The sequence below is a fragment of the Rhizobium sp. 01T437 genome (assembly GCF_056398505.1).
Window position 1 is genome coordinate 32210 of the sequence record NZ_JBFTPM010000021.1, and the last position, 12148, is coordinate 44357.

Consider the following 12148-nt stretch of genomic DNA (forward strand, 5'->3'; position numbering starts at 1 on the left):
CAAGTCACAGGCAAAGAGGGGCCTCATGTGGATCGATCCTACAAAACCTCAGTTCACGTCGTTGCAAACGATCGCGATACTGGTCTCCTTCGCAGACACGCTGGTGGCACTGCTGAAGGATTTCGGCGAGGATGATCGCCAGGAACTTGCGCTGCTGGTCAAGGACGTGTCTCAGACAATGCGACGGCTGGCACCCGATATCGGCGCAGGTGATCCGGACGTCGCCTTCGAAGTGGTCACCACATGCGCACGCCTCATTGGCGTGTTGAGGCATGTCACAAATCGGCGGCCGAACCGATCTTCATTGCACTGACGAGACGACGCCGACACGGGGGCACCATGGGCCGACGACAAAAGACACGGACTTTCGGGCATGTTTTTGAATCCAGAAAGCCGTCTTCGGACGGAGAGGCGGACGCATGTCTCGAATTCGAGAGCTGCCAGCCTTTCGCCTTGTCGGCGGACGGCAAAGTAACCGTCCGCCTTGCCCTCACAAGCGATGAGACACTCGACCTGTCGACCAACACAGTCTGCGCCGCCAGGCTCGCCGTCGCCCTCCTGGACCTCGTTTCAAGGTCCGGTGACCTGGTCGTCGACCTTGCGGTTTATGAGCCCGACAGTGGCGACCAGCTGGTCAGGATCAAGCCGGCGGCAAGCAGTGCCCTCAGATCCGAATCCTAGGCCGATTTTGGCGCCGTCTCGTGCAGCCCGGTGCCCCGTGCCTAGGGTCCATTGGCGTCGATATCGTCGTAGCATGTGTTCATCGGACCGATTTCGCGCTTTGCGACTGGACGCCATTTCCCGTCGGAAAAATCGAAATATTCCATGAAGCACTTCTGTGTGTCGGAGGAGGCCCAGTGGGACTTGACGAACGATGGCGCGAGCCGTCCCACGGCGAGCTTCGACACCAAAACAGAGGCCATCAAGGGCGGACTTTGGTCCGATTGAAGACCGCAGTCTGTCTGCTAGTTTCCGTTTCGCTGATGACGCGAACTCAGCACGAAAAGGGTGATTCTCCCTGACCGGGAGTCACCCTTTTCAACCCTCTCTTCTAAGAAGCCAGCAACCAGGGCCTATCGGAACTGGGACCGACAAAAGCTATGTCGTCGCGTCGCGACGCGGGCCTGATGGTATAACCGATCCTTCTAAGTATCTCGGGGAATGCGGGGGGATCGATAAGGTCCCCATCGATTGATACGGTGATGGAGCGAACAAGCGAAGCCGCCACGCGAAACGTTGCCGAAATGTCTCCGAAATGACGCCATGGTCGCAACTCCGTGGCCTCAATCTTGCTGAAAACTTCACCTCCAGCACCGAGCGAAATCCCTAGACTGGCACTGCATTCATCGGACCGAAGAAAGGGAGGAGACGATGACAGATGCGTCAGGAGAGGTTGGGTTTTTGAAGAAGGCCGAGCTCAGCGTGATTGGCTGCGCATTGACGGTCCGAGAAGTTCACGAGGCCGTGGCGGCAGCCTGGGCCGAGATCCGGTCGGGCGCGGCACGCGGCGGCAAGGCGGTGCTGTCATTATCCGAAGACGAATTCTGGGCGGTGCCGGATTACACCGCCTTCAAGCCTGATTTTGCCGAGGAACGTCTCGGATGGAAGCTGTCATCGCTCTATAGCGTCAGCTCGACGCATGGCGGGGTGAAGATCATCGGCGCCAATGCGTTCAATCGCAGCCTGGGGTTTCCGCGATCGACCTCGACTTTCATCCTGCTCGACAAGTTTACGCTCCGGCCGGTGGCAATCCTCGACGAGACGGCGCTGTCGGCAGATCGGACCGGAACCTATGCCTCGCTTGTCGCCGACAAATGTCTTCGCCGAGAAGGCACCGCATCCGTCTTCCTTGTCGGCGCCGGCCCTGTCGCTCGCAGTGTCATCCGGTCGCTCGCCTTTTCCCACGGAAACGGGATCGAACAGATCTTCATCCGCAGCCGCAGATTGGAAAGCGCCCGGGCGCTTGCGATCGCGCTTGCCGACGAGGTGCGCATTCCGCTTGTCCCTGTCTGCGACAACCGGGACATGCGCACCTGCTCCTTGGTGATCACGGCATCCAATGCCCGAGAGCCGGTTTTCGACGACGAGGACCTGGCGCGCGAGGCGACCACGCTCCATCTCGGCGGCAACGAGGCACCCGAGACCTATCTGCGACGTGTCCTGCGAACCGGGCTCATGGTCTGCGACGACCTGCAGATCGTTTCCAAGCGCAATTCGCAAAGCATCGCCTTGCATTTTTCGAGGAGAGACCTGTCGCTGCAGGCGATCGGCCCGCTCATCGGCATTCGCGAGCTCACAAGCGCGGAGCCGTGGTATGAAGACACTGGCGGTCCGACCTGCATTACCTGTGTCGGCCTGCCGGTGCTCGATCTCTTCGTCGCTCAGGCGAGCTTCGACAAACATCGCCGCACCCATGCGATGGTGGAGGCGGATCGGAAATGCCTCTTCTGACCCGCGTTCTGGCCGAGCATGTCGTCACTGCACCGACAGTCTACCAGGCTGCCATCGCCGACATGGCTCACCGCTGTATCCTCGACCTCATCGGTGCCGCCATCGCCGGCATCGACATGCCGGCGGCGGTCGCAGCGCGCGCCATTGCCGGAGCGATCTTTGGCCGCGGCGATGAACCCATCTGGCTCGCAGGCACGAGCGCACCGGCAGGTGCGCTTTTCTGCAACGTCACCGCCGCATCTGCGCTCGATATCGATGACGGCAATCGCGCGGCTCGCGGGCATCCGGGCGCAGCGGTCATCCCGACGGCGCTGATGATGGCCGGCCAGTCCGGTGCCGGGGGCAATGAACTCATGAGCGCGATCATCTGCGGCTATGACGTCGGGGTCCGGATCGCTGCCTCGCAGAGCGCCGGCGGGATCCGGACACGCCAGTCGGGCCGTTGGGCAGCTTTCGCTTCGGCTGCCACGGCCGGTCGCCTTTTGCAGCTCGAACCGCCCCGTCTTGCGCAGGCGCTTGCGATATCGGGCGTGCTGGCGCCGAACCTGCTCGCCAATGGAAGCTCGGGTTATTCGCAGCTGACGGGCAATGACGTCAAGGAAGGCATTGCCTGGAGCAGCCTGATCGGCATGACGGCGGCTCATCTGGCGGCAGCCGGTTTTACGGGACCCGAGGATCTTCTCGATCATTGCGATTATTACGACGGAGAGCGTATCGTAAGCGCACTCGGTCAGCATTGGGAAATCGGCGATACCTATTTCAAGCCCTATGCCTGTTGTCGCTATATCCATCCGGCACTCGACGCCTATAGCGAACTTGCCGCAGATACGATTGGTCCGGACGACCTCATCGAGGTTGAGGTCCAGACATTTGCCTGGGCCTTGAAGCTTGCCAACAAGGTTTCGCCGGAGAGCCTGGTCGACATGCAATACAGCCTCCCCTTCTGCATGGCGATCCTCGCTGTCGACGGCGGGCAGGCGCTCGCACCGATCGATAAAGCTGCGCTTGGCCGAAAGGACCTGATCCACTTCGCGCAGAAGGTCCGGCTGGCCGTCGATCCCGATCTCGACCGGTGCTTCCCGGCGCAGACCTTGGCGCGCGTCGTCATACGAACCCGGACGCTCGAACTGACCTCTGATATTCACGCTCCGCTCGGCGACAAGACGCGGCCGATGAGCTGGGAGGCCATCTGCCTGAAATTCCGCAATCTGACGCGCCACCAGCTTCAGGAGGCAGAGCAGCAAGGCATCATTGGCGCCGTCGCCGCGTTACCAGGCGGGGGCCCTTCCGCGATCGCCGATCTCCTGCAGGCGCTCCGCCGGACGTGCTAGCTGGCTGGGATTTGCTTCAGGCGATCGGAAAGGACATCCGAAACCGATCCGCCGATCGACCGACGAGGCTTCCATTGAAGACGACGATCCGGCCGGCGACGAGAACGTGACGGACACGGCCATGATTATGGGCCTCGCTGATGACGATATCGGCGCGTTTTCCCCCGGCGATCAAGCCGCGGTCGCCGGCCAGTTCGGGCAGAATGCGCGCGACGTTGCCGGTCGCCAATGCGACCGCCGCTGCAGGCGCGATGAGCTTTCTTTGAACCAGCCGATGAATGGCCTCCAATATGCCGTCCCAGTCGCCGCCGGCATAGTCGGTGGAAAGCGTATCGACGAGACCGGCTTCGATCAGAGCGTCGAGATTGTCCGGGCTGTTGCGCCATCGCGTGGAAATGCAATCGAGCGTCGACACATCGACGAAGGCGCCGAGATTGCGCAGCGCGCGCGCCGTTTCCAGCGCTTGGCTCGTCGTGAACGAAGGATGATTGCTGTGACCTGCGACGATGCGCGCCTTGGGATGGATCCTTGCGAGATCGATCAGCTGTTCGCCCGTCGGCGCGGCATTGTGAAAGATCGCTGGCACGCCGGTGCGTACGGCCTCCGCAGCGATTTCGGAAAGACCGCCGCGCGCAATCGCAACTGATGGCATCACCGTATCGTGGATCAAAGTCGCGAGGTTCTCTGCAGTGAAGTGGTCGTCGAGCTCGCTTCCTTCGATGATCCGTCGGAGCGCTTCACGGTCTCCGCCATCCTTTCGCTCGAGTCGATGACCGAGAACAACGTCCTTGAGTTCGCGTGCCAGTCTTGGGTGGACAACAACTCCCGAAGCCTTCTCGATCGCGGATGGAAGAAATCGATAGTCCTGTGCCCCGCCGCCGAGCGTCTGGCCGCCGCCAGCCTCGCCAAGCGCCTTGGCGCCTTTTGCGAGCATGTCGTCGATGGTCGCCGTCAAATGGCGCCCGGAAAGACCGCTCCCGTCAGCCGCCACCGCCGCAGCGAGGCTCGACGGTGTGTGGCCGGTGCTGACGTGGACGTCGAGCGGATGGAACGTGCCCCGCCCGGTGTCGATTTCGTCGGTCAGGGCAAGCCCGCAGACATTCAAGAGGGTGGTCGTGCCGGACAAGAGATGGCGGTTGCGCTGATAGAGCACATCGTCTTCGCCAAATGGCGGAGATCCGCTTGGCATCGACGGCCCATGGACACAGCCATGCGCGTGAGCATTGATAATGCCGGGCAGGATGGTGCATCCGCCAGCGTCGATCACGGCGTAGTCGGGCGCAACCGTAAGGTCGTCTGACTGAATGATGGCTTCGATCGTTTGGCCGGAAACGAGTACGCTCGCTTTCTTCAGCACTGTCGCGCCGTCGCCCGTGATCAGCTCGCCGTTCACGATCGCAATCGGGCGCTGCGGGCTCATCCGTTACTCCTTCCTCTCAGGATCCTTTGACCTCGAGTCCATAACCGATACCGCGCACGGTGCGGATGATGTCGATCTTCAGGAACGGCGAGAGCGCCTTGCGGAGCCTGCCGATATGGACGTTGACCGTTTTCGGATCGACAAAGACGCCCTGCGGCCAGGCTCTTGATGCCAGTTCTTCGCGCCGGAAGGCGCGGGTTGGCTCACTGATCATCTGACGCAGCAGGGCGAACTCGATCGGTCCGAGATGGATGTCGCGACCTTCGTAGGTGATGCGGTGGGCACGGGCGTCGACGATCAAGCCTGCGTGGCTGATCGTCTGCGGCTCCACGCGCTCCATCGGCTGCTCCTCGTCGGCACCAAGCAGTCGTTTAAGGGCGCGCAGATACCGATCGGGCTCGACCGGGCGCATGAACGCCTCTTCGACGCCGACCTCGAGAAACGCTTCGAAGCGGTCTGCAGCCCCGGCCGGGACAAGCGTCACAATGCGAACATGGTCGGTCGTCGCATCCGCCTTCAGCACCTTGCAGAGACCGACCGCGAACTCGTTCCTGCCGTCAACGATGAGCCCGACATTGTGTTTTTCCTTCACGGCCACGACGGTTTCGACCGGTCCCATGGCAAGGTCGGTGGCAAAACCCTCTGCTTCGAGAATATGGCGGACCGACAGGCTGAAGTCGGCATCGAGCGAACTTATGACGACGCTGGGTTTCACAACAGGACCGCGAGAAATCGAGCTCCTCTCGAATTCGGCAACTTATGGATGCGACGATGCCATGAATGGTCGCGGCCGGCAAACGCTATGATATTAAGTATTATTTCCCGTATAGGGCCGCGATTTCGCCTTTCTGCTTGACGAAATCATCCCCTCAGATCTGCGACTTGAAGCGGCCGCGTTCTATGCTCTCCTCGCCCGATGGAAAAAGAGCGACAGCAGGCCGCCATTCTGATTGCGACCGACGATTTCGCCTCCGTCGGGAGGATCGTCGATGCTCTTGGCGCAGATAAAATTGCGAGCGCGGTGGTCCCGCCCGCCCAGGCGACGCAGGTCTCGGCACGCGATGGCTTCCGCATTCTGATCATCTCAACGGTCGCCGAAAATCTGGGTCTAGAGCTCTGTCGGACGATCCGCAGCGCAAGCGCGATGTCTATCATCTTGCTGCTTCCGTCCGACAAGCAGCTCGATGGGGTCGAGGCCGGCGCCGATTACTGTTTGCCCATTGAGACCGAGATGCGCCAGTTGATGGTGCATGCGCGCGCGCTGCTGCGCAGATCCGAATTGGACGAGCAAGAACGCCGGCGCGTGCTGCAGTTCGACGGCTGGCATATCGATCCGCACCGGCGCCTGCTTTTAGCACCCGACGGTTCGAACGTTTCGCTGCTGGCAGCCGAGTTCGAGCTCCTGATCGCCTTCTGTCGCCAGCCTGGAGCCGTCCTGTCGCGCCGCTCCCTGTTGGACGCGACGCATATCGGCCTTGGCAGGCCGCTCGAGCGCAGTGTCGATGTTCACATCTGCAGGCTCCGCCGCAAGCTCACCTTAGCCGGGAACGGCGGCGAACTCATCCAGACTGTGCGTCTTGGTGGCTACGTATTTGTAGCGCGCGTCAACCCTGAATAAGTACGGATTCCAATTCTCGTCTCATGGGTGTTTAATTGGGCTGATAAGGATATGTCAGTTGCGATTATTGCCTCGGTCGACGGCTGGTTTTTAAGCGTCGTGCGGCCGGCCAGCGGGAGCGATGTGTCTTGAAGAAGAGATTGGATAATCTGATTGATGTTTTAAGTCTTTCAAACGATGAACGCTCGACACGCACCGCGCTTTTGACGTTCGCCCAGCAATGCGGCTTCGACCGCTTCGCCTATGTGAACGTGCGTTCCGGAGATACCGAAGCTTTTACCAATTATCCGCAGGAGTGGCAGGAGATCTACTTCGCAAACGACTATCAGAAGGTCGACCCTGTGATCACCGTCGCCAAGCGCCTCCTGAAGCCTTTCCACTGGTCAGCAACGCCCTTGCGATGGGCCTCCTCGCCGGAGGAACGAAGATTTTATGAGCATGCTCGTCAATTCGGCATCGTCTCCGGGCTCTCCATGCCAATTCGCATCGAATTTGGGCGGATAGCGGTCTTGACCCTCGCGTCGCATCTGCCGGAGTTCAAGGTTGACGGGATGATTGATGACATCCGGGCGACCACCGCGACAACGTTGGTGCATGCAACGTTAAAGGTCGGAGATCCTTCGACCATGAAAAAACCGCAGGTCAGCCTGAGCGTTCGGGAAAAGGAATGTCTGAACTGGGCCGCACTCGGTAAATCGATGGCGCTGACGGCCGATATCCTTGGAATCAAGAAAAACACCGTTCGCTACTATCTCGATGAAGCCAGGCGAAAGCTCCGTGCCCATAGTACGGTGAATGCAATCTATCTGGCGACCCGCCTCGGCCTGATCTAGCAATTCCGACTTCTTGACGGTGGCAAGCTGGACCTAACCTAACGCGCCTGCACCGCGCTTGTGGGTCGTTTACACTGAAAAGTAGAATAGAATGCGGCTTTCACAAGTTGCACGCAAGCGTCGTGGTTTATCACAACCCAGCATTTTAGCGCCAATGCGGGGAGAAATTTGATGACAACCATTGTACCAGCATCATATTACGGCACTCGCTATGCCGGCTACGACAAGACGAATTCGACGAAGTCCGAGCAGGCCTATTCCCTTTCCGCAGGCCAGCAGGCCGCGGCGAGGACAGGCTCTGACACGCGGGTCGATTCGAGGCCCTCTTCAGCAACCTTCAAATTCATGGGCCGGGTGATCGATGCGACCAATCTGGCCGTTGACCTCAAGCCGATGAACATCTCCGAGCTGCCGGAGGACGAATATCAGTCCTTTATCGAAGGAGAGGCGGCAAGGATCGAGGCCAACAGAAAGTATCTGGAAATGCAGCACACGCAGTTTCCGGAGCCTCCGGATCTGTCGGACTATCCCGGCAACAAGCCCTATGCGACGGTTACCGTTGACGGACGGGTCGTGGCGACGATCTTCAATGACGGCTCACTACAGACCGACGACAATGCTCTGGGATCGAAGCTCAAGGATTTCCTGAAGGGCAGCGTCGATGAGACGAACGGACCGGACCTCGCTCAGGACCGGGCCAACCAGATCGCCGACATGTTCGGCGGCAAGATCTCGAAATCAGCGACGGCGCTGACCCAGTCTCAATATGCCGCACTGCCGGAGATCGTCGTCCAGCAGCCGACGATCGACTACGAGGCGATGATGAGCGATCCGCTTTATGCTCAACTTCAGAAGCAGACCGGCAATCTCGAGATCTTGAAGCAGCAGAGAGAAGCATTCCTGTCACAACTATGATGGGACAGCCAATCGGGGCGAGAGCGGGTTAGGAGCCTCGCCCCGATCGAAAACGCCGTCGGGCGGCGTTTTCAGTCCACTTCTTTAATCAGGCGACCATCGGCGGGATGAGCGCAGGCAGGTTGAAGGCGCCGTCATTGGTCTGAAGGATATCGATCACAGAGTGACCGCCCTGGAAGTAGTTCTCGATGAGGTTGCGCACGCCGTGATGATTGCGCATCGCATGGACAATTGCAGTCATGTCTTCATGCGTTGCTGCTGCCGCCAATTCGCTCAGCCTGTCAAAGGGTGAAATTGTCAGCCGGTGATGCAGCCGCCTTGAGCGGCGCGTCCTTACCTGTCGTAGCTACCGGGAAAGACGATGTCCTGATCAACCAGGACGTTGAACCTGTATCCGGGCCGGATTTCCAGCGTCGGCTGGACATCTAGGTTTCGGTCGATCGTCCGCTCGGCAACGCGTCCGAAGCTTTCGGCGAAATTGCGCCTTGCAGCGTCGGAGGCCGTATCCTGCGTTGACCGTGTCGAGCTTTCCGGAATGGACGCGTCGATGCCCGTGCCGATTAGGGCGATGAGGGCCGCCGAGACGAATGTCCTGATGGTGTGATTGTTGACGCGGTCGTTGAAGCCGCCATAACCCTCGGCATCCGTGCCCGCCATGCCACCAATCTGCAAGGTCGATCCGTTCGGAAAAATGATATCGGTCCAGACGACCAGAACTCGCGCCTGACCGAAGGCGACCTTCGAATCGTAGCGTCCGAACAGCTTTGCTCCCTGTGGGATCAACAGTCGGTAGCCCGTGGCGCTGTCGTAGACGTTCTGGCCGACCTGGGCACTGATGCGCCCCGGCAAGTCCGAATTGATGCCCGATATCAACGTTGCAGGGATGACGGAACCGCGTTTGAGCTCGAAAGGCGACAACTGCGGAACGATCTTTTTCGGCAGATAGCCAAGCTCCTTGATATCCTGATTGAAGAAGTCTTCCTTCGAGAGCTGCTTGTTCGGATCCGCGTTCTGCCCGGCAAATCCGGCCTGCAGCGCAGCCTGGTAGAGATCGGCGGGAGTTGTTGCGGTCCGGCTGCCTGACGGTCTTTCCGACGGATCGGCCCGACCTTCGGAGGGCCCTGCCTGACTGATGTCGACCTGAAGCGGTGAATCGAGCGCTGCTTCCTCGGCCTGGAGCTGCGCCATCCTCCGGCGCTGGAGCTCGCGCAAATAGCGCTCGCGTCCTTCTCGTGCCAGTCGTACCTCGAAATCGTCATCAGATCCGGGTTGGGCGGCTTTGGTGGCAGCGTTCGGTGTGGCTGGCGGGTTGTCGGGCTTTACTTGCGCCGGCGCCTTGTCGATAGCAGGCCGCGGGTCGAACAGTTCGGCCGGCTCGGGTTCGCCGATGATGCCGTCTTGAACGCCACGCTTCAGCTGGTCGGCGTAGTTCGATGCAGGGGTGCCCGCTCCATCCTCGCGCTCATGTTGCCTGGGGTAGAACCCCCTGGCGGAAAGCCCGAAAATGACCACCGCAAAGAAGACGAGGATCAGACCGATGGCGACAAGCACCGGCAGCCGGTTGAGCCGACGGACCGTCTGCGCCTGACCGCCATGCATGTTGCCGAGCTGGAGTGACTGTGCCATCTGTGCCCTCCTACTTGAACGTCATCACCGACAATGGGCTTGCCGGTCTTGCACCGGAGCCCGTCACGACATAGAGCCGCGCAAGCCGCAAACCATCCGTCGACAGGCTGGCGAGCACGCCGTCGCCCGATCCGTCGAGGGCATAAGAAAGCATGGTCGCCTTCGCCTCGGTCTTCTGGCTGCTCACGACCGTATAGCCGGATCCCTTCAGCATCGCCTGTAGTGCCAGGCCGAATTCCGACCGGTCGTCCGGCAGGTTGATCGGGCTTGCTTCCCGGGGAAGACGCTCGGACAGGCGGTTGGCCATGTCGCCGGCGATCGCCGCCGCCGCGCCCGCCGAAACCGGCGCGGGCCGGATTTGTGAATCCCCATCCCCGGTCTGGCAGCCGCAGAGAGCCAGGCATCCGGTTACGGCAAGAAGGGACCGGCGCATGTCAGCTGCTCCGCCGGATCGTAACCTGCTGCTTTCGCCAGCCGACCCCGGATAGGAGTATCGCGCGCTCGATATTGTAGTCGACCACCATCATATTGTTTGCCATGCGGTAGTTGACGATGCGGTTCTGTCCGCCGGAAACGACGAAGAGGACGGGGGCATCCTGTCCGGCAAGCGAGCGCGGGAACTGGATGTAGGTCTTCTGGCCGTCGGAATAGACGCGCGTCGGTTTCCAGGCGGCGCTTCCGCTGACGGAATAAGAAAAGTTCAGTTGGTCGGCGGCAATACCGGTCCCTGGCACTCCTTTCGCTTCCAGGCGCGCATTCACATCTGCGAGCTTGTCGGAAACGTCTTCGGGATAGGAAAAGCCGACGCGCGCCATGTATTGGCTGGGATGGGATTTCAGCTGGATATGATAGGTGCGTCGCGACGTGGTGACGACCATGGATGTCACCAGGCCGGGTTCGGCCGGCTTGACGATCAGATGGATCGCCTGTCCTCCCACGGCTCCCGAGGTCGCGGGCTCGACCTTCCATCTGACGGTATCGCCGACCAACACGTCACGAACCACCTCTCCGGCTTCAAGTTCGATATCGCATACCTGGAGCGGCGAACAGATGACGGAAGGCTGGGTTTCGCCGAAGAGGAAGACGACTTTGCCATCGGAACCCCTGGTGACGAGGCCCGAGCTATCGCGCCACTTGGAAGACAGGTTCGTACCCTTCGCCTCTTTGGGCGTCATGGCCTGGGCCTTGGCCGCAGGAGCAGCGCAGAGCGTAGTGGCCGCGATCGCGCAGCTGAAGGCGACCGATAAGTGTGTTCGGTTATGCATGCCCTATCCTCGTTCTATAGCTGTGCCGTCCAGTCGAGGTCCTTGAGATATAGACCGATTGGGTTGAGCCGGATCGTCGCCTCGTCCTGAGGCGTGGTGATCGTCACTGTGGCGATCGCGCGGAAGCGGCGCGTACCGGTCTCCTTGCCGCGCCGGTCGCGCTCGAACTCGGTCCAGTCGATCTGGTAGGACTGGCTTGACAGCGCGACGATGTTGTTCACCTCGACCGCGATCGTGGCTGCCTTGGCCTTCTCGAAGGGGGAATTGCCGCGAAACCACGCGTTGATCTTTTGCGTCGAGGGGTCAGAGGTCCGCAGCAACGCATAGGTTCGATCGATATACTGCTTTTGCACCACCGCATCGGGTGTTACCGATCGAAAGCTGGTCACGAATCCTCCAAGCGTCGCGCGCACCACGCGCGGGTCGGCATATTCGATATGTTCGGGAAAGCCTGCAGATACCGGCGTACCCAGCCTGTCGACCTCGACGATGTAGGGGATGAGCTTGACTTGTGTGCTGAGAAAGAGCGCGTAGCCGAATCCGATGATCGCGATCATCAAGGCGAGGATTGCAACAATACGCCAGGCCGCCGCTGCCCTGACATAGGAGCCATAGCGTTCGTTCCATTCCAGCCGGGCAGAGAGATAGGGGTTTTCTGCAGCGTTCGACTTCATGATCCCCACTCCTCG

Annotated in this window: 15 protein-coding genes; 8 read left to right on the forward strand and 7 right to left on the reverse strand. The window is 60.4% G+C overall.

Annotated elements, in window-relative coordinates; genetic code table 11:
• Nucleotides 1–25: 25 nt before the first annotated feature.
• From AC1DM5_RS29710 to AC1DM5_RS29730, 5 genes are all read left to right on the forward strand, one after another.
• A complete protein-coding gene (locus AC1DM5_RS29710) occupies nucleotides 26–313 on the forward strand; it encodes a hypothetical protein (protein WP_477976390.1) in 288 nt (95 codons plus the stop codon).
• Between the two features lie 26 nt (nucleotides 314–339).
• Nucleotides 340–681 (forward strand): hypothetical protein, encoded by a 342-nt coding sequence (locus AC1DM5_RS29715; RefSeq protein ID WP_477976392.1) that lies wholly within the window; start codon nucleotides 340–342, stop codon nucleotides 679–681.
• Between the two features lie 144 nt (nucleotides 682–825).
• Nucleotides 826–948 carry a DUF2188 domain-containing protein gene (locus AC1DM5_RS29720; RefSeq protein WP_477823486.1) on the forward strand — a complete coding sequence of 41 codons (123 nt, stop codon included), beginning with the start codon at nucleotides 826–828 and terminating at the stop codon, nucleotides 946–948.
• Between the two features lie 423 nt (nucleotides 949–1371).
• Entirely contained in the window at nucleotides 1372–2451 is a 1080-nt protein-coding gene (locus tag AC1DM5_RS29725) for an ornithine cyclodeaminase (protein ID WP_477976394.1), read from the forward strand.
• The gene (locus AC1DM5_RS29730; protein WP_477976396.1) at nucleotides 2439–3782 is read left to right on the forward strand and encodes an MmgE/PrpD family protein; all 1344 of its coding nucleotides are present in this window, start codon (nucleotides 2439–2441) and stop codon (nucleotides 3780–3782) included. Before AC1DM5_RS29725 ends, AC1DM5_RS29730 begins: the two co-directional genes overlap by 13 nt.
• Before the next feature lie 16 nt (nucleotides 3783–3798).
• Here the strand turns inward: AC1DM5_RS29730 and AC1DM5_RS29735 are convergent, their stop codons facing one another.
• Together AC1DM5_RS29735 and AC1DM5_RS29740 are read right to left on the reverse strand one after the other, a co-directional pair.
• Nucleotides 3799–5202, reverse strand: coding sequence for an amidohydrolase family protein (locus AC1DM5_RS29735; RefSeq protein WP_477823489.1), 1404 nt, complete (start codon nucleotides 5200–5202; stop codon nucleotides 3799–3801).
• A 16-nt stretch (nucleotides 5203–5218) separates the two neighbouring features.
• Nucleotides 5219–5917, reverse strand: coding sequence for a winged helix-turn-helix transcriptional regulator (locus AC1DM5_RS29740; RefSeq protein ID WP_477976398.1), 699 nt, complete (start codon nucleotides 5915–5917; stop codon nucleotides 5219–5221).
• A 201-nt stretch (nucleotides 5918–6118) separates the two neighbouring features.
• Here AC1DM5_RS29740 and AC1DM5_RS29745 point away from each other — a divergent pair, with 201 nt between their 5' ends.
• The 3 genes from AC1DM5_RS29745 (at nucleotide 6119) to AC1DM5_RS29755 (ending at nucleotide 8568) form a co-directional block, all read left to right on the forward strand.
• On the forward strand, nucleotides 6119–6820 hold the full coding sequence (locus tag AC1DM5_RS29745; RefSeq protein WP_477976400.1) for a winged helix-turn-helix domain-containing protein: 702 nt from the start codon (nucleotides 6119–6121) through the stop codon (nucleotides 6818–6820).
• Nucleotides 6821–6948: 128 nt separating this feature from the next.
• Entirely contained in the window at nucleotides 6949–7653 is a 705-nt protein-coding gene (locus AC1DM5_RS29750) for an autoinducer binding domain-containing protein (RefSeq protein ID WP_477823492.1), read from the forward strand.
• Nucleotides 7654–7824: 171 nt separating this feature from the next.
• On the forward strand, nucleotides 7825–8568 hold the full coding sequence (locus AC1DM5_RS29755; protein WP_477976401.1) for a hypothetical protein: 744 nt from the start codon (nucleotides 7825–7827) through the stop codon (nucleotides 8566–8568).
• 88 nt (nucleotides 8569–8656) lie between these two features.
• Here AC1DM5_RS29755 and AC1DM5_RS29760 read toward each other — a convergent pair whose 3' ends face one another.
• The 5 genes from AC1DM5_RS29760 to AC1DM5_RS29780 all read right to left on the reverse strand — a co-directional run bounded on the left by AC1DM5_RS29760 (nucleotide 8657) and on the right by AC1DM5_RS29780 (nucleotide 12133).
• Nucleotides 8657–8809: a hypothetical protein gene (locus tag AC1DM5_RS29760; protein WP_477976403.1), complete on the reverse strand. Its 153-nt coding sequence runs from the start codon at nucleotides 8807–8809 to the stop codon at nucleotides 8657–8659.
• A 92-nt stretch (nucleotides 8810–8901) separates the two neighbouring features.
• On the reverse strand, nucleotides 8902–10194 hold the full coding sequence (gene trbI, locus AC1DM5_RS29765; RefSeq protein WP_477976405.1) for an IncP-type conjugal transfer protein TrbI: 1293 nt from the start codon (nucleotides 10192–10194) through the stop codon (nucleotides 8902–8904).
• 10 nt (nucleotides 10195–10204) lie between these two features.
• Nucleotides 10205–10627, reverse strand: a complete 423-nt coding sequence (locus AC1DM5_RS29770; RefSeq protein WP_477976407.1) for a conjugal transfer protein TrbH — start codon at nucleotides 10625–10627, stop codon at nucleotides 10205–10207.
• A gap of 1 nt (nucleotide 10628) precedes the next feature.
• Nucleotides 10629–11459 carry a P-type conjugative transfer protein TrbG gene (trbG, locus tag AC1DM5_RS29775; RefSeq protein ID WP_477976409.1) on the reverse strand — a complete coding sequence of 277 codons (831 nt, stop codon included), beginning with the start codon at nucleotides 11457–11459 and terminating at the stop codon, nucleotides 10629–10631.
• 14 nt (nucleotides 11460–11473) lie between these two features.
• Nucleotides 11474–12133 carry a conjugal transfer protein TrbF gene (locus AC1DM5_RS29780; protein WP_310388809.1) on the reverse strand — a complete coding sequence of 220 codons (660 nt, stop codon included), beginning with the start codon at nucleotides 12131–12133 and terminating at the stop codon, nucleotides 11474–11476.
• Between the last annotated feature and the right edge of the window lie 15 nt (nucleotides 12134–12148).